Genomic DNA, 18,206 nt, shown 5'->3' with positions numbered 1-18,206 from the left:
CTCGGGTTTTTACCTATCCAAATATCAGCAAACACTAATATAGTTGCATCCGAACCCTGCGGCCAGACCCGCCCGAGAAGGAATATTGCCATGCCGCCCAACCTGAACGATGTGATCGGACGCGTGCTGCCCGCACCCGAAAACCACCTGAGCGCCGAGAAGCTGGAGCTCGCCCGCAAGGCGCGCCGCAGCTTCATGGGCAAGGCCCTGGCGATGGGCGCTGGCGTGGCAGCCACCGCCACCGCCACCACCCGCGCGGTGGCCGCCGAGGGCGAAGAGGCGATCCTGAAACTGCCTGCCCACACCACGGGGCTGGGCCAGTCGGTGGCCACGCAGGGCTACGGCTCGCCCAGCCAGTGGGAGGCCAACCTGCAGCGTCGCCAGAGCCCGGGCCTCACGCGGGTGCCGCAGGCCTCGGTGAGCTTCACGCCGCTGCAGGGCCTGTTCGGCATCATCACGCCCAGCGGCCTGCACTTCGAACGCCACCACCAGGGCTGGTGGGACATCGATCCCTCGAAACACCGGCTCATGGTCAACGGTCTCGTCAAGCGCGAGCGGGTGTTCACCATGGACGACCTGATGCGCCTGCCGAGCGTCTCGCGCATCCATTTCATCGAGTGCGGTGCCAACTCCGCGCCCGAGTGGGGCAACGTGGCCTTGCCCGCGGTGCAGTACACGCACGGCATGCTGAGTTGCTGCGAATACACCGGCGTGCTGCTCTCCACGCTGCTGGAGATGTGTGGCTACGACAGGAAGAACGGCAAGTACGTGCTGGCCGAAGGGGCCGACGGCTCGTCGATGACGCGCACCATCGCCATCGACCGCGCGATGGACGACTGCCTCGTGGCCTGGGCCATGAACGGCGAGATGCTGCGACCGGAAAACGGCTACCCGCTGCGCCTGGTGGTGCCGGGCGTGCAGGGTGTGAGCTGGGTGAAATACCTGCGCCGCCTGGAGGTGGGTGACCAGAAATGGGCTGCGAAAGACGAGGCCGTGCATTACATCGACCACATGCCCGACGGCACGCACCGCCAGTACACCGGCATCCAGGAATGCAAGAGCGTGATCACCACGCCCTCGGGCAGCCAGACGCTGCTGGACAAGGGTTACTACAACGTGACGGGGTTGGCCTGGTCGGGCCGGGGCACGGTGAAGCGGGTGGACGTGAGCGTGGACGGCGGGCGCAACTGGCGCACCGCGCGGCTCGAAGGCCCGGTGCTGCCCAAGGCGCTCACGCGCTTCAACATCGACTGGGTGTGGGACGGCAAACCGGCCGTGCTGCAGAGCCGCGCGATCGACAGCACGGGTTATGTGCAGCCCAAGATCAACCAGCTGCGCGCGGTGCGCGGCACGCGTTCGGTGTACCACCAGAACGCCATCCAGTCGTGGCGGGTGGCCGAGAACGGCGAAGTCTCCAACGTGCAAGTCTATTGATGAGGCCGGTCATGCGAACCCTGACATTTCTTGCCGCAGCGCTCATCGCTGGAGCCGCCTGGGCGCAAACCCCACCCTGGAACGACCTGGGCCGCAACGCCACCCAAGCCGAGGTGCAGGCCTGGGACATCGACGTGCGCCCCGACTTCAAGGGCCTGCCCAAAGGCGCGGGCAGCGTGGCCCTGGGCGAACGTGTGTGGGAAGCGCAATGCGCCTCCTGCCACGGCAGCTTTGGTGAAAGCAATGAGGTGTTCACGCCCATCGTGGGTGGCACCACCAAGGCCGACATCGAACGCGGTCGGGTGAAGAACCTGGACCCGGGCAGCACCTTTCCGCAGAAGACCACCCTGATGAAGGTGGCCACGGTCTCCACGCTGTGGGACTACATCAACCGCGCCATGCCCTGGAACGCGCCGAAGTCGCTCAAGCCCGACGAGGTGTACGGCGTGCTGGCCTACATCCTGAGCCTGGCCGAGGTGGTGCCGGCCGACTTCACGCTGAGCGACCAGAACATCGCCGAGGTGCAGAAGCGCATGCCCAACCGCAACGGCATGGTGTTTTACGAGCCGCTGTGGAAGGCGGACGGCCAGGGCGACGTGAAGAACGTGGCCTGCATGAAGGACTGCCCGGTGGAGAGCACCATCCGTTCTTTCCTGCCCGACTTCGCGCGTGACGCGCACGGCAACATCCAGGAACAGAACCGCGTGATCGGACCGGTGCGCGGCGCGGACACGACCAAGCCGGCGCCCACGGCTGCGGTGGGCAGTCAGCCTGCGCCCGCGGTGGTGGTGGCCGCCGCCAAGCCCGCCGCCAGCGATGTGAAGACCTTGCTCGCGGCCAACAGCTGCACGGCCTGCCACGGCATGAAGCAGAAGATCGTGGGCCCGGCCTTCAGCGACATCGCCGCCAAGCACAAGGGCAACGCAGGGTTGGAGTCGTACCTGGCGATCAAGATTCGCGAAGGTGGCGTGGGTGTGTTTGGCGCCGTGCCCATGCCGCCCCAACCGCAGTTGAGCGCTACCGAGGCCGCCACCCTCGCCAGATGGATCGCCGCCGGCGCGAAGTGAATCGCTGGCGTCGCACCCAAGCTCTGACCATTTGCGCCTCTACTTAAATATTTGCATGTACTCGTATTCCCCATTTCCTCTTTCACCAGGAGTGCCTAACCTATGACGATGATTTCCAACTCGCTGTTTGCGGTGGCGCTGCTGGCTTTGACCAGCAGCACTGCCTTCGCCCAGAATGCTGCAGCGGCCAAGGCCCTCGCTTCAAAGAACGCCTGCCTGGCCTGCCATGCGGTGGACAAGAAGCTGGTGGGCCCTGCCTACCAGGACGTGGCGGCCAAGCACAAGGGCCAGGCCGATGCGCTTGACAAGGTGGCTGCACGCATCAAGTCAGGTGGCTCCGGCCTGTACGGCCCCGTGCCCATGCCCCCGCAAGCCCAGCTCAAGGATGACGAACTCAAGTTGCTGGCAGGGTGGATCCTGGCCGGTGCCCCGGACCAATGACCCGACCCTTAAACTCACGCCCTTTCCTCATTTCACAGGAGCCCCCCATGAACAACGCACGTCGAGTCGCCCTCAAGACCACCGGGGCTTTTGCCACGCTGGTGTCGCTGGGCATCGTCACCCAGAGTCAGGCGCACGCCGCCATGGACCGCGCGGGTTTTGACATCAAGACCATGGCGGATGCCGTCAAGGCCCTGGGTGGCACCGCCGCCAACAGCGACCAGGTCACCGTGGTCGCACCCGACATCGCGGAAAACGGTGCCGTGGTGCCCGTGGGCGCCACCAGCAAGCTGCCCAACACCACCGAGATCTATCTCATCGTCGAGAAGAACCCCACGCCCATGGCCGCTGGCTTCAAGATTCCCGCCGGCACCGCCGCCGATGTGCAGACCCGTCTGAAGATGGGCCAGAGTTCCAACGTGTTCGCCGTGGTCCGGGCCGACGGCAAGCTGTTCTCGGCCTTCAAGGAAACCAAGGTCACGCTCGGCGGTTGCGGTGGCTGATCGCCAGACCTTTCCACACAATCCCCTTCACAGAAATTCAGGAGTCCAACATGGCTGATCCGATGCGCATTCGCGCCGCCGTCGCTGGTGACGAAACCACCGTCCGCGTGCTCATGTCCCACATCATGGAGCCCGGCACCCGCAGGGACGCTGCCGGCGCCCTCATTCCCGGCCACTACATCAAGGATGTGGAAGCCACCCACAACGGCAAGGTCGTGCTGGAGGCTGCCTTCAGCGGCGCCGTGGCGCAAAACCCCTTCCTGTCCTTCAAGTTCAAGGGCGGCGCCAAGGGTGACAAGGTCGTCGTCAAGTGGGTGGACACCAAAGGTGACACACGCACCGACGAAGCAGTGATCGCTTGAACAGCGAAGGGTGCCAACGGCCAGTCTGAAGAGCCTGGCCGTTTCTGATTTTTCACACCAAGAACGAGGAGACCCCCATGAAGAAGACCCTGGCCCGAGAACTGATGGCGCTGGTGGCGCTGTCTGCTGCATTTGGTGCAGCCCACGCGCAAGGCACGGCCGCCGAAGGCATTGCCAAGTACCGCGAGATGCTGCAGGACGGCAACCCGGCCGAACTGTTCGAGATGAAGGGCGAGGAGCTCTGGAAGCAGAAGCGTGGCCCGAAGATGGCCTCGCTGGAGCAGTGCGATCTGGGCAAGGGGCCCGGGGTGATCAAGGGCGCGTTTGTGGAGTTGCCCAAATTCTTCGCCGACACCGGACGCGTGCAGGACCTGGAGACGCGTCTGATCACCTGCATGGAGACGCTGCAGGGCTTCAAGGCCGAAGACATCACCAAGACACCGTTTGGTCGCGGCGAGATGGCCAACGTGACCGCGCTGGCCACCTATGTGGCCACGGCCTCCAAGGGCATGAAGTTCAACCTGCCGCAACAGCATGCGCAGGAAAAGATGATGTTCGAGACCGGCAAGCGGCTGTTCTTCACCCGCGGCGGCACACACGACTTCTCGTGTGCTTCGTGCCACGGCAGCGACGACAAGCGCATCCGTCTGCAAGACCTGCCCAACCTCACCAAGAATCCGGGCGACGGCATCGGCTTCGCTGCCTGGCCGGCCTACCGGGTGTCCAACGCGCAGATGTGGGGCATGCAGCTGCGCCTCAACGACTGCTTCCGCCAGATGCGCTGGCCAGAGCCCAAGTTCGGCAGCGACGCCACCATCGCCTTGTCCGTCTACATGGGCGTGAACGCCAAGACGGCCGAGTCCATCGTGCCCGCCATCAAGCGCTGATCAGGAGACACACCAAATGAAAAAAATCCATTCCCTGGTCCTGCTGCCCGTGGCAGCCATCGTGTTGTCCGCCTGCTCCTCGTCCCCCTCACCGGCAGACGTGAACAAGGCCACCGCGGACATGCTCAAGAACTCGTTCCAGGCGCGCGGCATCGCCACGCTGGACCGCCTCAAACAGGACCAGGCCAACGCCGAGTGCGCGGTGGCCGACGCCACCGGCAAGCCGCTGGACGCCAAGATGACCAAGGCCATCGAAGAGGCCAGCATGAAGACCGTGAAGTGGCCCACCGACGGCAAGTTCATCGGTGACTGGAAAGAGGGCGAGAAGATCGCCCAGAGCGGCCGTGGCCTGACGTGGTCCGACAAGGCCGATACCCCCAACGGCGGCAACTGCTACAACTGCCACCAGATCAGCAAGGAAGAGATTTCCTTCGGCACGCTGGGCCCCAGCCTCTACAACTACGGCAAGCTGCGTGGCGTGAGCGACCCCAACAGCGCCGGTGGCAAGGCCATCGTCGAATACACCTGGGGCAAGCTGTGGAACGCGCGCGCCTACAACGCGTGTTCACAAATGCCGCGCGTGGGCCACATGGGCATCCTGAACCAGAAGCAGCTCCAGGACGTGATGGCCCTGCTGCTCGATCCCGCTTCGCCCGTCAACAAATGAGGTGTGGGCCCTGGCCGCGTGATGCGGCCAGGGCCTGTGATTCCCTAAAAAATTTCGCCCAAATATCAGCGATCAATTATTGATAGGTGCAGAGATGAGTTTCAGCCGCCGTGAATTCATGCAGGTGCTGGCCGTGGCGAGCGCCACCGGCATGGCCCTCAACCACCGCGATGTGCTGGCCGCCGCCCCGGGTGCGGGTGAACGCCTGTACGACGTGCCCAAGTTCGGCAACGTGAGCTTTCTGCACTTCACCGACTGCCACGCGCAGCTCACCCCCATTCACTTCCGCGAACCCAGCGTGAACCTGGGCGTGGCCGAGGCCGTGGGCCGCCCGCCGCACATCGTGGGCGAGAAGCTCCTCAAACAGTTCGGCATCAAGCCCGGCTCTGCCCAGGCCCACGCGTTCTCCTACCTCGACTTCAGCCAGGCCGCAAAGACCTACGGCAAGGTGGGCGGCTTCTCGCACCTGGCCACGCTGGTCAAGCAGCTCAAGGCCAGCCGCCCCAACGCGCTGCTGCTCGACGGCGGCGACACCTGGCAAGGCTCGGCCACTTCGCTGTGGACCAACGGCCAGGACATGGTGGACGCCTGCAAGCTGCTCGGCGTGAACATGATGACCTCGCACTGGGAGCACACCTTCGGCGCCAAGCGCGTGCAGGAGATCGTGGAGAAGGATCTGAAGGGGAACATGGAATTCCTCGCGCAGAACATCAAGACCACCGACTTCGAAGACATGGTCTTCAAGCCGTATGCGATGCGCGAGATGAACGGCGTGCAGGTGGCGGTGATCGGCCAGGCCTTCCCCTACACACCGATCGCCAACCCGCGCTACATGGTGCCCGACTGGACTTTCGGCATCCAGGACGAGCACATGCAGAAGATGGTGGACGAGGCGCGCGGCAAGGGCGCTCAGGTGGTGGTGGTGCTCTCGCACAACGGCATGGACGTGGACATCAAGATGGCGGGCCGCGTGCGCGGCATCGACGCGATTCTGGGCGGCCACACCCATGACGGCATGCCCGCGCCGTTCGTGGTGAAGAACGCCGGCGGCCAGACGCTGGTGACCAACGCCGGCTCCAACACCAAGTTCCTGGGCGTGCTCGACTTCGACGTGCGCGGTGGCAAGGTGCAGGGCTTTCAGTACAAGCTGCTGCCCATCTTCTCCAACCTGCTGCCGGCCGATGCCGCGATGCAGGCGCACATCGACAAGGTGCGCGCACCCTACAAGGACAAGCTCGAAGAGAAGCTCGCCGTCACCGAAGACCTGCTCTACCGCCGCGGCAACTTCAACGGCTCCTGGGACCAGGTGATCTGCGACGCGCTGATGGAAACCAAAGGCGCCGACGCCGCGTTTTCTCCCGGTGTGCGCTGGGGCACCTCGCTGCTGCCGGGCGACACCATCACCTACGAACGCATGATGGACCAGATGGCGCTGACCTACCCCGCCAGCACGCTCAACACCTTCACCGGCGAACAGATCAAGACCATCCTCGAAGACGTGGCCGACAACATCTTCAACCCTGATCCCTACTACCAGCAGGGCGGCGACATGGTGCGCGTGGGCGGCATGCAGTACACCATCACGCCCAACGCGGCCATGGGACAGCGCATCAACAACATGACCATCAAAGGCAAGCTGATCGAGGCCGACAAGACCTACAAGGTGGCCGGCTGGGCTTCGGTGCAAGAGGGTGCGAAGGGCGAACCGATCTGGGACGTGGTCTCGGGCTATCTGCGCTCGAAGAAGGTCATCAAGGGCGTGCAGATCAACACGCCGCGCATCATCGGCATGGACGGCAATCCGGGCCTGGCTGCCTGAGCTTTCGCGCGCCCATGAAAAAAACCCACCGCCCTTGCGAGCGGTGGGTGTGAACAAGCCTTGGAGATTCGAGAGGGCTTGGAAATCAGAAGTTGTGAACCACGCCCATCGAGTACAACTTGCGGTCGGTCGTGGTGACGCCGGTCGAAGGGTTCTTCACGTCGCCGTCAAGGTACGCGCCATACAGGCTGGTGCGCTTGGACAGGGCATAGGTGGCGCCGAACGCAAAGGCTTCGCCATCAGCCGTCTTCACGCCGTTGGTTTTGGTCGTGCTCGATGCATAACCAGCTGACACCGTGAAAGCGCCCAGGGGCATGGCGACGCCGATGGCGTAGTCGCTGTCCTTGAGGCCGCTGCGCTGCTTGGCGTTGTGGACCTGAGCCGAAACGCGAACCACGCCGAAGTCGTAGGCGCCAGACAGCACCGTGAACTCGCGGTCCAGGGTGGCCGTGACGTTGTCCTGCTCCTGGTAGCCCAGGCCCACGTCCAGCGGGCCTGCGCGGTAGCGCAGGTTGAAGGCCGTGACTTCGGAGTTGGCGGTTGCCGGGGCCACGTTCTCGTCCAGCGCGTAGGTCAGGCCAGCGGAGAAACCACCCATGTTGGGCGTTTCGTAGCGGAGCTGGTTTTCAGGGCGGCTGGCGAAGCCGGACACGCCGGTGTACGCAATCTTGACCGGGGTGAACTCCGAGTCGAACACGTTGCTGCTGTTGCCCAGGTCGTAGACGTCCTTGAACACGCTGTCGGTCTTGCCGAGCTTCACGGCGCCGAAGCCACCGCTCAGACCCACCCACGATTGGCGGTTGAACGCGCTGCCGTTGGTGCCGGTGGTGCCGTCGTCGGAGTTGAAGCCGTTTTCGAGGACGAAGTTGGCCTTCAAGCCACCGCCCAGGTCTTCGGTGCCACGGAAGCCGTAGCGGCTGGTGGTCAGGTTGCCGCTGAACGCCTGGGTGGTGCTCACACCATTGACCTTGTTGGCGCCGATCGAGGTGTCGATGCGGCCGTACAGCGTGACGGAAGATTGCGCGAATGCGGCGCCGGTGGTGGCCAGGACGGCCAGAGCGATGAGGCTCTTTTTCATGTGGGTGCTCCGTTGATGACGATGCAGGGCTTTGTGCCCGTGCTCCCTGCACCATGCAGGAAGTGATACGGAGTCTATGGATTGGCAGTGGCTACTTGATTACGACAATGTAATGCAACAGGGCTTTCCCGATATTTACAACAATAGCCCCACAGACCGCCAGGGCTGTCATCAGCATGCAACAAAAAACGCAGCAACTAGAATGAGTTCCATCATGAAACACGACACCCTCGTTCTCGGCGCCGGCATGGTGGGCGTGGGTTGTGCGCTCCATCTGCAGGCCCGCGGCCAGTCCGTCGCGCTGATCGACAGGCGTGCGCCCGGGCTCGAAACCTCGTACGGCAACGCCGGCATCATCCAGCGCGAAGCCATCGCACCCTATGCGCTGCCGCGAGACCTGGGCTTCCTGGCCTCCGGCGCCACCAACCGGCGCGTGGACGTGCGCTACCACGCGGGCGACGCCGCTCGCATGCTGGGGCCGCTGTGGGCCTATTACCGCAACTCCGCGTCCGACCCCTACAAACAGATCTCGCGCGAGTACGAGACCCTCATTGCGCTCTCGCTGGAATCGCACACGCAGTTGATGAACGACGCGGGCGCCAACCACCTGGTGGCGGGGCAGGGCTACCTCATGCTCTACCGCACCGAACGCGAGCTGCAAAGCTTCTTTGAGGTGGCCGACGAGCGCGCCAAAGACGGCGTGCACCACATCAAGCTCACGGGCGAGGACGTGGCCAGGGAAGAACCCTCGCTCGTGGGTGACTTCGCCGGCGCCGTGCGCTGGACCGACCCCGTGGCCATCAGCAGCCCCGGTGATCTGGTGCAGGCCTATGCGCGCCTGTTCGAGCAGCGGGGTGGGGCGGTGCACCTGGGCGATGCCATGACACTGCGCAAGACCGACGCGGGCGGCTGGCAGGTGGACACCGCCGACGGGCAAACGCTCAAGGCCAGCCAGGTGGTCGTGGCGCTGGGGCCGTGGACCACGCAGCTCACGTCACGCTTCGGCTACACCGCGCCGGTGATCCCCAAGCGCGGTTACCACATGCACTACGCCCGCCTGCCCGGCCAACCACTCAACAGCACCATCATCGATGCCGAGAACGGCTACGTGGTCGCACCGATGAAAGACGGCCTGCGGCTCACCACCGGCGCCGAACTCGCCAACGCCGATTCGCCACGCACGCCAACCCAGATCGACGCCGCCGAAAAAATCGCACGGCAAAGTTTCCCGCTCGGCGAACGCGTCGACCCCGAACCCTGGATGGGCACGCGACCCTGCATGCCCGACATGAAACCCGTGTTCGGCCCTGTGCCCGAGGTGCCCGGCCTGTGGTGCTGCTTCGGGCATGGGCACCAGGGCTTCACGCTCGGGCCGGTGACGGGGGAGTTGTTGGCGGCGATGATGACCGGGGGGACACCGCGGGTGGATGTGCGGCCGTTTTCGCCGGGGCGGTTTGGGTAGCGGTTGGAGGCCATCTTGGCTGGCCATGAAAAAAGCCCTGACTCTTTCGAATCAGGGCTTTTTATATAGTGGTGCCGGAGAGATGAATCGAACACCCGACCTTCTCATTACGAATGAGCTGCTCTACCGACTGAGCTACACCGGCAACGCCCAAGATTATAGCCCGGTGTGGTAGCTGGTCACGCGCTCGACTTCGTTCTTCGAACCCAGGATCACGCTCACGCGTTCGTGCAGTTTGCCAGGCTGGATGTCCAGGATGCGCTGTTTGCCGTTGGTGGCGGCACCGCCGGCCTGCTCGACCAGCCAGCCCATGGGGTTGGCTTCGTACATCAGGCGCAGCTTGCCCGGCTTCTCGGGTTCGCGCTTGTCCCAGGGATACATGAAGATGCCGCCGCGCGTGAGGATGCGGTGCACGTCGGCCACCATGCTGGCGACCCAGCGCATGTTGAAGTCCTTGCCACGAGGGCCTTCCTGGCCGGCCAGGCATTCGTCCACATAGCGCTTCACCGGGGCGTCCCAGTGGCGCATGTTGCTCATGTTGATGGCAAATTCTTTCGTATCGGGCGGGATCTGCACGTTCTCTTTGGTGAGCACGAACGAGCCTTGCTCGCGGTCGAGCGTGAACATGGCAACGCCATCACCCACGGTGAGCACCAGCGTGGTCTGCGGGCCGTAGACGCAGTAACCGGCGGCCACTTGCCGGTGTCCCGCCTGCAGGAAGTCGCCTTCGTCCACGCCCCGGTCGTCCTCGGGCATTCTGAGCACGCTGAAGATGGTGCCGATGCTGACGTTCACGTCGATGTTGGAGGAACCATCGAGCGGGTCGAACAGGAGCAGGTATTCACCCTGCGGGTAGCGGTTGGGCACGACATAAATGCCTTCCATTTCTTCGCTGGCCATGGCCGCGAGGTGGCCGCCCCATTCGTTGGCTTCGATCAGCACTTCGTTGGCAATGATGTCGAGGTGCTTCTGCATCTCGCCCTGCACGTTCTCGGTGGTGGCCGCGCCGAGCATGCCGCCGAGGTCACCTTTGTTGACGGCCTGGCTGATGCTTTTGCAGGCGCGTGCCACCACTTCAAGCAGCAGGCGCAACTGGGAAGGAATGTGCCCGTGAACACGCTGTTGTTCGACGAGGTAGCGGGTGAGGGAGATGCGTTTGGTCATGAGGAAGACAAGATGGGTTGGGGAAGGACGGCCGCAGCGCAGGGCCGCCCCAAGCAAGGCCAGCCCCCTCGGGGGGGCGCGACCCGCGCAGCGGCGGAGCGTGGGGGTTTATTCATTTGCCAGGGCCCGCGTCACGACTTCGCGCACGTCGTTGCTCAGGTCGGTCTTGGCCGCCACGCGGGCGATGGCTTCGCGCGCGGCGCTGCGGTAGGGCTCGGCGAGTTTCTTCCAGCGGTCGAGCGCGCGCGCCAGGCGGGCGGCCACCTGCGGGTTGAACGCGTCGAGTTCGACGACGCGCTCGCTCCAGTACAGGTAGCCCGCCGCGTCCGCGCGGTGGAAGGCGCCGGGGTTGGCGCTGCAGTAGCTGAAGATCACGCTGCGCGCGCGGTTGGGGTTCTTGAGGTGGAAGTCGGTGTGTTTCATGAGCTGGCGCACCGCGGGCAGCACGTTGCCACCGCGGTCGGGCGCGCTGGCTTGCAGGGCAAACCACTTGTCGAGCACCAGGTCTTCGTTCTGGAACATGCTGTGGAAGCGGGCGAGCGCATCGCGCGCCAGGGCGTGGTCGCTCACCACCAGGGCCGACAAGGCGTTGAAGCGGTCGGTCATGTTGCCCGCGTCCTTGAAGCGCTGGTAGGCGCGGCCGGGCCACACCACATCGCCGCTGGTGCGTGCGTCCAGGCACAGCATGCTCAGTGCCATGGCGGCCAGTGCGCGGCGGCCGGTGCTCACGGGGTCGGGGCGGTAGGCGCCGTTGTCCTTGTGCGCGTCGAACGCCCAGGCCCAGTCGGCCTGCAGGGCCTGCGCCAGTTGCAGGCGCATGGCTTCGCGCACGGCGTGCACGCGCTGCGGGTCCACTTCGCCCAACTGCTCGGCGATGTAGGTCTCGCTGGGCAGCGTGAGCACGAGTTCCTTGAACGCGGCATCCAGCGTGGGGTGGCGCAACACGTCGCGCATGGCGCCGAGGAAGGCGGTGTCCAGCGGCGCTTCGGGCACCGTTTCGTCGCTCAGGATGGCCATGAGCGCACGGCGCAGGGCCAGGCGTTGCGCCGCTTCCCAGCGGTTGAACGGGTCGGGGTCAAAGGCCAGCAGCGTGAGCAACTGCGCGTCGGTGTAGTGGCAGTCGAGCACCACGGGCGCCGAGAAGCCGCGCAAGAGCGAAGGCACGGGCTCGCTGTCCAGGTTCACAAAGGTGAAGCTCTCGCTGGCTTGTGTCAAAACAAAGGTGCGGCTGCCGGCTTCGGGCTGCGCCCAGTGGGCGAGTTGCAGCGGCAGTTCAGCACCGTCGGCGCTCAACAGCCCGAGCGAGACCGGAATCACGAACGGCTCCTTGGCGCTTTGGCCGGGTGTGGGCGCGCAGCTCTGGGTGAGGGTGAGCGTGTAGCTGCGGGCGACGGCGTCATACACGCCTTCGGCGCGCAGGCGCGGCGTGCCGGCCTGGCTGTACCAGCGCTTGAACTGTGGCAGCAGGCGGGCGAGGTCGCTGTGCGGGTTGGCATCGGCCACCGATTGCGCGAAGTCGTCGCAGGTGACGGCCTGGCCGTCGTGTCGTTCGAAGTAGAGCTTCATGCCCTGGGCGAAGCCGTCGCGCCCCACCAGGGTCTGCATCATGCGCACGACCTCGGCGCCCTTTTCATAGACGGTGACGGTGTAGAAGTTGTTGATCTCCACGTAGCTGTCGGGCCGCACCGGGTGCGCCATGGGGCCCGCGTCTTCGGGGAACTGCGCGGTGCGCAGCACGCGCACGTCTTCAATGCGCTTGACCGCGCGCGCCGAGGGTTCGGCGCACAGGTCCATGCTGAATTCCTGGTCGCGAAAGACGGTGAGGCCTTCCTTCAGACTCAGCTGGAACCAGTCGCGGCAGGTGACGCGGTTGCCAGTCCAGTTGTGAAAGTACTCGTGGCCCACGACCGATTCGATGTTGGAGAAGTCGGTGTCGGTCGCGGTGGCGCTGTTGGCCAGCACGTACTTGGTGTTGAAGATGTTGAGACCCTTGTTCTCCATCGCGCCCATGTTGAAGTCGGCGGTGGCCACGATCATGAAACGCTCCAGATCGAGCGGCAAGCCGAAGCGGGCTTCGTCCCAGGCCACGCTGGCGATCAGCGAGTTCATGGCGTGTTCGGTCTTGTCCATGTCGCCCGGACGCACATACACCTGCAGCAGGTGCTTGCCGCCGCTGCGCGAGGTGATGCGCTGTTCACGCGCCACCAGCTGACCGGCAACGAGCGCGAACAAATAGCAGGGCTTCTTGTGCGGGTCCACCCACTTGGCGAAGTGGCGGCCATCGGGCAGTTTGCCTTCTTCCACCAGATTGCCGTTGGACAGCAGCACTGGGTACTTCGCCTTGTCGGCGCGCAGCGTCACGGTGTAGCTGGCCATCACGTCCGGGCGGTCCAGGAAATACGTGATGCGGCGAAAGCCCTCAGCCTCGCACTGCGTGAAGAAGGTGCCCTGGCTCACGTAGAGGCCCATGAGCTGGGTGTTCTTCTCGGGGGTGCAGGTGGTGAAGATTTCCAGATCGAAGGGCTCCGTACCTTCAGGCAGGCTCTCCAGCACCAGTTGCTCGCCGTCCATCTTGAACGAGCAGCCCGCGCCGTTGACCAGCACGCGCGCGAGGTTCAGGTCTTCACCGTCGAGCCGCAAGGCTTGCGCCGGCACGTCCGGGTTGCGGCGCAGGCGCATCTTGTTGAGCACGCGCGTCTTGGCCGGGTCCAGGTCGAAGCACAGGTCTACCGTGTCGATCCAGTAAGCCGGGGCGGCGTAGTCTTCGCGGTGAACCACGGTGGTGGGGCCTTCACGCAGTGAACTCATGGATCAAACCCCTTGTTTGAGGGACGCTTCAATGAAGGGATCAAGATCGCCGTCCAGCACTTTCTGCGTGGCGGAAATCTCGACGTTGGTGCGCAGGTCCTTGATGCGGCTGTTGTCCAGCACGTAGGAACGGATCTGGTGACCCCATCCCACGTCGGTCTTGGTGTCTTCGAGCTTCTGCTGTTCTTCCTGCTGTTTGCGCAGTTCGAAGTCGTAGAGCTTGGAACGCAGCCGTTTCCAGGCCACGTCGCGGTTGCCGTGCTGGCTGCGGCCGTCCTGACACTGGACCACGATGCCGGTGGGGATGTGCGTGAGGCGCACGGCCGAGTCGGTCTTGTTGATGTGCTGACCACCAGCGCCTGAGGCGCGGTAGGTGTCGGTGCGCACGTCGGCCGGGTTGATGTTGATCTCGATCGAGTCGTCGATTTCGGGGTACACGAACACCGACGCGAACGAGGTGTGGCGCCCACCCGAAGAGTCGAACGGGCTCTTGCGCACCAGGCGGTGCACACCGGTTTCGGTGCGCAGCAGGCCGAAGGCGTAGTCGCCCTCGATCTTGATGGTGGCGCTCTTGATGCCGGCGGTGTCGCCCTCGGTCTCGTCTTCGATGATGGTCTTGAAGCCCTTGCGCTCGGCGTAGCGCAGGTATTGGCGCAACAGCATGCTGGCCCAGTCGCAGGCCTCGGTGCCGCCGGCGCCGGCCTGGATGTCCAGGAAGCAGTTCAGCGGATCGGACGGGTTGCTGAACATGCGGCGGAATTCGAGCTTCTCCACCTCGGCCGCGACCTTGGCGGCTTCGCCTTCGATGGTGATCAGGCCGGCGACATCACCGTCTTCGCTCGACATCTCGAACAGCTCGGTGTTGTCCGTCAATTCACCGGTGAGGCGATCGAGCACCAGCACCACATCTTCGAGGGACTTTTTCTCGCGACCCAGGTCCTGGGCGCGTTTGGGGTCGTTCCAGACCGTGGGGTCTTCCAGTGCCGACTCGACTTCCTTCAACTTCGATGCTTTGGCATCGTAGTCAAAGATACCTCCGGAGCTCGACCACGCGTGTGGTCAGGTCTTCGAGCTGGCTTCGGATGGCGTTGCTGCGTTCGGCTTCCATGGGGTGTTCCTGCGGTCAATGTTCAAAACCGCGATTTTCTCACGCCATGCCACCGCAAACGGCACCACCGCTTAAAAGCGCCAGGTGGTACCGAACATGACCGCAGCGGTGCCCAGCAACTGGATCTCGAGCGTGCTCTTGGGTGACAGGCGGTAGCCGATGGCGGGAATGATCACGGGCGCGAAGCCGCCCACGTTCATCGGCACCTTGTCTTTGTACTGGCCCACATAGCCATAGATGATGCCGGCACTGACCGACACATAGAGCTGTGGCTGCGCCTGCCAGAAGCCGGGCCAGCTCTTGCCCACGAAGGCGTAGGCCGATGGCTGGCCGAACGAATTGTTGAACAGGCTGAAGCCGCAATAGCGGTTGTTGGGCAGCAGGCGACTCAGGCTGACCGCGTACACCTGCTGGTGTTCGCTGTCCGGCGTCCAGTGGTGGGTGTAGGGCGAGAAGAAGGCCTCGTAGCGAGGGGCATCCGGCGTTGCGTTGGTGGGTTGGTCAGGGACCGAGCACAAATCCCAGGCACCCGCCGTGGCCGGTGCGCCGATCAGAAGGCAAAGCACAGCGGCGCTGACAGGCTTGAAGAGGGCTGAGTGGAAAGTGTTCATGACACGCAGTATGCCCGCCACCTTTTGAACGCACGGTGAACGGTTGCAACAACCCGCACATGCGCGCGGACCGGTCAGGGCGCGCTGTTCAGGAACGCTTCAATCAAACGCGCCAGTTCTGCGGGCTGGTCGTGGTGCATCATGTGGCCCGCCTCCTGCACCACGGCGCTTTCCAGCCGCGGCACGGCACGAATGCGCTCCAGGTACTGGTCCAAAGTGAAGGTGCCCTTCCACCAATGCCCCAGGCTGTCGTCGCTGGCGGTGACCGACAACACGGGCGCGCTGATGCGCCGGTAGATCTCCAGCGCCTCGTCCAGGCGGTACAGGTGGGCACTGGTCACCTTGTGCGCCGCATCGCCCAGAATCTCCCACTCGCCCTGTGCATTGGGCGCCGCCCATTGTTGGGCCAACCAGTCGGCCTTGTCTTGCACCAGTCTCGGGTTGGTTTTCATGAGCCGGCGCGCCACGCCCTCGGCGTCAGGGTAGCTCTTGAGCGCCTTGCCGCCACGTTGAACGCTCTTGATCTCGTCCATCCACTGCGCGTAGCGGCCGGGCGCCTGCGCGGGCCTGGTCTCGGGCATGCCGAAGCCTTCCAGATTGACCAGGTGCTCGATGCGGTGGGGCCGAACGCCCGCGTACATCATGGCAATGTTGCCGCCCATGCTGTGGCCCACCAGATCGACCTGGCGCTCGCCGACGTAGTGATCGAGCAGGGCGTCGAGATCGGCCATGTAGTCGGGGAACCAGTAGCTGTCGACTGCCGGCCCTTCGAGCCGGGTGTGGCCGAAGCCGCGCCAGTCGGGCGCGATGATCCAGCGCTCGGTCTGCAGCGCGTCCACCACAAACTGCCACGAAGCCGCCACATCCATCCAGCCATGCACCAGCACCAGTGGCGCCACGGTATCGCTGCGCTGACCCCATGTGCGCACGTGGTAGTTCAGATTGCGGACCGGGACGAATTCGCTGCGTGAGGCTCTCAGTGCTTGGTACATTCGTCGGATCATAGAGAACGAGACCGAGACACACCATGCGCCCGAGTCAAGCCAGAGACAAGACAACCACCCCCATCGACCTGTACGACGCATTGCACAGCCGCTTTGGCTGGGCGGTGCCCGAACACTTCAACATGGCGCAGATGTGCATGCGGCGCTGGGCGCAGGACCCCAAGCGGTCCAGCGACACGGCCGTGATCGCATGCGCGCCCCAGCAGAAGGATCGGCGCCACAGCTACGCCGAACTGCTCGATCAGGCGAACCGCCTGTCCAACGCGCTGGCCGCGCTGGGCGTGCAGCGCGGTGACCGCGTGGCCATCGTGCTGCCGCAACGCTTCGAGACCGCGGTGGCCTACATGGCGGTGCTGCAAATGGGCGCGGTGGGCATGCCGCTGTCGCAACTGTTCGGACCCGAGGCGCTGGAGTTCCGGCTGCAGGACAGCGAAGCGGTCGTGGCCATTTGCGACCAACCCTCCATGCCCGCGCTCCTGGGTGTGCGCGACGACTGCCCGCTGCTGCGCTGCGTGATCGGGGTGGACGGTGACGGCACGCCTGAGGGCATGCGCGCCGATCTCGACTGGAGCGCGCTGCTGGCGCAGGAGCCAGCGGAGTTCACACCGGTCAACACGCTGGCCGATGAGGCCGCCGTGCTCATCTACACCAGCGGCACCACCGGCAACCCCAAGGGCGCATTGATTCCCCACCGCGCACTCATCGGCAACCTCACCGGTTTCGTGTGCAGCCAGAACTGGTTCGGCTTCGACCCGTTCAATGCCTCGGCCCCTTCCAGGGCGGTGTTCTGGTCGCCAGCCGACTGGGCCTGGACCGGTGGCCTCATGGACGCCTTGCTGCCCACGCTGTATTTCGGCCGGCCCATCGTCGCGTTCAACGGACGCTTCGGCCCGCAGACCGCGTTCGAGCTGATCGAGCGCCACGGCGTCACGCACAGCTTTCTCTTTCCCACCGCGCTCAAGGCCATGATGAAGGCCATCCCCGCACCGAAGAAGCAGTACCGCTTCAAGCTGGAAGGCCTCATGAGCGCAGGTGAGGCGGTGGGCGACGCGGTGTTTGCCTACTGCCGCGACCAGCTGGGTGTGACGGTGAACGAGATGTTCGGTCAGACCGAGATCAACTACATCGTGGGCAACTGCTCGCGGCTGTATCCGGCGAGGCCGGGCAGCATGGGCAAGGGCTATCCCGGTCATCGCGTGGCGGTGATCGACGAAGAAGGCAACGAGTGCCCGGTGGGCGTGCCGGGCGATGTGGCGGTGCACCGGCTCGACGTGCATGGCGACCCCGACCCGATCTTTTTCCTGGGCTACTGGAAGAACGAGGCGTCGACCCGGGCCAAGTACACCGGCGACATGTCCAACAGCTGGTGCCGCACGGGCGACATGGCCACGCGCGATGCCGACGGTTACCTCTGGTACCAGGGCCGTGCCGACGATGTGTTCAAGGCCGCGGGTTACCGCATCGGGCCGAGCGAGATCGAGAACTGCCTCGTGAAGCACCCGGCGGTGGCCAATGCGGCGGTGGTGCCCAAGCCTGATGCCGAGCGCGGCGCGGTGGTCAAGGCCTATGTGGTGCTGGCGCCGGGCCATGTGGCGGGCGATGAACTGGTGAAGCAGCTGCAGGCGCATGTGAAGGGCAAACTCGCGCCTTATGAATACCCGAAAGAGATCGAGTTCATCGACTCGCTTCCCATGACCACCACGGGCAAGGTGCAGCGGCGGGTGTTGCGGTTGCTTGAAGAAGAACGGGCTCGGAATTCATCGCGCGCCTGAAGCCCGTGGTCGCCGATGA

The 18,206-nt window shown here is 64.5% G+C and carries 16 protein-coding genes and 1 tRNA gene; 10 read left to right on the top strand and 7 right to left on the bottom strand.

Annotated features, from left to right (window positions below; all coding sequences use genetic code 11):
* Window positions 1-90: 90 nt before the first annotated feature.
* The 8 genes from soxC to soxB all read left to right on the top strand — a co-directional run bounded on the left by soxC (window position 91) and on the right by soxB (window position 7,180).
* Window positions 91-1,434 (top strand): sulfite dehydrogenase, encoded by a 1,344-nt coding sequence (soxC, locus tag V6M63_RS20635; RefSeq protein ID WP_332744944.1) that lies wholly within the window; start codon window positions 91-93, stop codon window positions 1,432-1,434.
* An 11-nt stretch (window positions 1,435-1,445) separates the two neighbouring features.
* Entirely contained in the window at window positions 1,446-2,501 is a 1,056-nt protein-coding gene (locus V6M63_RS20630; protein WP_332744942.1) for a c-type cytochrome, read from the top strand.
* Between the two features lie 111 nt (window positions 2,502-2,612).
* Window positions 2,613-2,942 (top strand): c-type cytochrome, encoded by a 330-nt coding sequence (locus V6M63_RS20625; protein ID WP_332745062.1) that lies wholly within the window; start codon window positions 2,613-2,615, stop codon window positions 2,940-2,942.
* Between the two features lie 47 nt (window positions 2,943-2,989).
* Window positions 2,990-3,445, top strand: coding sequence for a thiosulfate oxidation carrier protein SoxY (soxY, locus tag V6M63_RS20620; RefSeq protein ID WP_332744940.1), 456 nt, complete (start codon window positions 2,990-2,992; stop codon window positions 3,443-3,445).
* Between the two features lie 50 nt (window positions 3,446-3,495).
* Window positions 3,496-3,807 (top strand): thiosulfate oxidation carrier complex protein SoxZ, encoded by a 312-nt coding sequence (gene soxZ, locus V6M63_RS20615; protein ID WP_332744938.1) that lies wholly within the window; start codon window positions 3,496-3,498, stop codon window positions 3,805-3,807.
* Window positions 3,808-3,884: 77 nt separating this feature from the next.
* Window positions 3,885-4,694 carry a sulfur oxidation c-type cytochrome SoxA gene (gene soxA, locus V6M63_RS20610; protein ID WP_332744937.1) on the top strand — a complete coding sequence of 270 codons (810 nt, stop codon included), beginning with the start codon at window positions 3,885-3,887 and terminating at the stop codon, window positions 4,692-4,694.
* Between the two features lie 16 nt (window positions 4,695-4,710).
* Window positions 4,711-5,361, top strand: coding sequence for a sulfur oxidation c-type cytochrome SoxX (gene soxX / locus V6M63_RS20605; protein ID WP_332744936.1), 651 nt, complete (start codon window positions 4,711-4,713; stop codon window positions 5,359-5,361).
* Window positions 5,362-5,455: 94 nt separating this feature from the next.
* The gene (gene soxB / locus V6M63_RS20600) at window positions 5,456-7,180 is read left to right on the top strand and encodes a thiosulfohydrolase SoxB (RefSeq protein ID WP_332744934.1); all 1,725 of its coding nucleotides are present in this window, start codon (window positions 5,456-5,458) and stop codon (window positions 7,178-7,180) included.
* A gap of 85 nt (window positions 7,181-7,265) precedes the next feature.
* On the opposite strand, the gene V6M63_RS20595 is transcribed toward soxB, so the two are convergent.
* Entirely contained in the window at window positions 7,266-8,258 is a 993-nt protein-coding gene (locus V6M63_RS20595; protein WP_332744933.1) for a porin, read from the bottom strand.
* Between the two features lie 214 nt (window positions 8,259-8,472).
* On the opposite strand from V6M63_RS20595, the gene V6M63_RS20590 reads away from it, so the two are divergent.
* Window positions 8,473-9,720: an NAD(P)/FAD-dependent oxidoreductase gene (locus tag V6M63_RS20590; protein WP_332744931.1), complete on the top strand. Its 1,248-nt coding sequence runs from the start codon at window positions 8,473-8,475 to the stop codon at window positions 9,718-9,720.
* Window positions 9,721-9,789: 69 nt separating this feature from the next.
* Here the strand turns inward: V6M63_RS20590 and V6M63_RS20585 are convergent.
* The 6 genes from V6M63_RS20585 to V6M63_RS20560 form a co-directional block, all read right to left on the bottom strand.
* Window positions 9,790-9,865 (bottom strand) — tRNA-Thr (locus V6M63_RS20585).
* A gap of 11 nt (window positions 9,866-9,876) precedes the next feature.
* On the bottom strand, window positions 9,877-10,884 hold the full coding sequence (locus V6M63_RS20580) for a class 1 fructose-bisphosphatase (RefSeq protein WP_332744929.1): 1,008 nt from the start codon (window positions 10,882-10,884) through the stop codon (window positions 9,877-9,879).
* A 108-nt stretch (window positions 10,885-10,992) separates the two neighbouring features.
* A complete protein-coding gene (pepN, locus tag V6M63_RS20575) occupies window positions 10,993-13,692 on the bottom strand; it encodes an aminopeptidase N (RefSeq protein ID WP_332744927.1) in 2,700 nt (899 codons plus the stop codon).
* A 3-nt stretch (window positions 13,693-13,695) separates the two neighbouring features.
* A protein-coding gene (prfB, locus tag V6M63_RS20570; RefSeq protein WP_332744925.1) for a peptide chain release factor 2 occupies window positions 13,696-14,800 on the bottom strand; the annotation gives its coding sequence in 2 pieces (ribosomal slippage) (window positions 13,696-14,718 and window positions 14,720-14,800; 1,104 coding nt in all).
* Window positions 14,801-14,871: 71 nt separating this feature from the next.
* Window positions 14,872-15,411, bottom strand: coding sequence for a hypothetical protein (locus V6M63_RS20565; RefSeq protein ID WP_332744924.1), 540 nt, complete (start codon window positions 15,409-15,411; stop codon window positions 14,872-14,874).
* A 74-nt stretch (window positions 15,412-15,485) separates the two neighbouring features.
* On the bottom strand, window positions 15,486-16,403 hold the full coding sequence (locus V6M63_RS20560; RefSeq protein ID WP_332744922.1) for an alpha/beta fold hydrolase: 918 nt from the start codon (window positions 16,401-16,403) through the stop codon (window positions 15,486-15,488).
* 35 nt (window positions 16,404-16,438) lie between these two features.
* On the opposite strand from V6M63_RS20560, the gene V6M63_RS20555 reads away from it, so the two are divergent.
* The gene (locus V6M63_RS20555; RefSeq protein WP_332744920.1) at window positions 16,439-18,187 is read left to right on the top strand and encodes an acyl-CoA synthetase; all 1,749 of its coding nucleotides are present in this window, start codon (window positions 16,439-16,441) and stop codon (window positions 18,185-18,187) included.
* Window positions 18,188-18,206: the final 19 nt, after the last annotated feature.

This window comes from Hydrogenophaga sp. (assembly GCF_036675665.1).
Lineage (GTDB): Bacteria > Pseudomonadota > Gammaproteobacteria > Burkholderiales > Burkholderiaceae_C > Hydrogenophaga.
This window is presented reverse-complemented; position numbering and strand designations above follow the sequence as displayed.

Bases quoted from the DNA above. Each gene is read 5' to 3' on its own strand.
- soxC (WP_332744944.1), top strand. From the start codon at position 91: ATGCCGCCCAACCTGAACGATGTGATCGGACGCGTGCTGCCCGCACCC.
- V6M63_RS20630 (WP_332744942.1), top strand. From the start codon at position 1,446: ATGCGAACCCTGACATTTCTTGCCGCAGCGCTCATCGCTGGAGCCGCC.
- soxY (WP_332744940.1), top strand. From the start codon at position 2,990: ATGAACAACGCACGTCGAGTCGCCCTCAAGACCACCGGGGCTTTTGCC.
- soxZ (WP_332744938.1), top strand. From the start codon at position 3,496: ATGGCTGATCCGATGCGCATTCGCGCCGCCGTCGCTGGTGACGAAACC.
- soxA (WP_332744937.1), top strand. From the start codon at position 3,885: ATGAAGAAGACCCTGGCCCGAGAACTGATGGCGCTGGTGGCGCTGTCT.
- soxX (WP_332744936.1), top strand. From the start codon at position 4,711: ATGAAAAAAATCCATTCCCTGGTCCTGCTGCCCGTGGCAGCCATCGTG.
- soxB (WP_332744934.1), top strand. From the start codon at position 5,456: ATGAGTTTCAGCCGCCGTGAATTCATGCAGGTGCTGGCCGTGGCGAGC.
- V6M63_RS20595 (WP_332744933.1), bottom strand. From the start codon at position 8,258: ATGAAAAAGAGCCTCATCGCTCTGGCCGTCCTGGCCACCACCGGCGCC.
- V6M63_RS20590 (WP_332744931.1), top strand. From the start codon at position 8,473: ATGAAACACGACACCCTCGTTCTCGGCGCCGGCATGGTGGGCGTGGGT.
- V6M63_RS20580 (WP_332744929.1), bottom strand. From the start codon at position 10,884: ATGACCAAACGCATCTCCCTCACCCGCTACCTCGTCGAACAACAGCGT.
- pepN (WP_332744927.1), bottom strand. From the start codon at position 13,692: ATGAGTTCACTGCGTGAAGGCCCCACCACCGTGGTTCACCGCGAAGAC.
- V6M63_RS20565 (WP_332744924.1), bottom strand. From the start codon at position 15,411: ATGAACACTTTCCACTCAGCCCTCTTCAAGCCTGTCAGCGCCGCTGTG.
- V6M63_RS20560 (WP_332744922.1), bottom strand. From the start codon at position 16,403: ATGTACCAAGCACTGAGAGCCTCACGCAGCGAATTCGTCCCGGTCCGC.
- V6M63_RS20555 (WP_332744920.1), top strand. From the start codon at position 16,439: ATGCGCCCGAGTCAAGCCAGAGACAAGACAACCACCCCCATCGACCTG.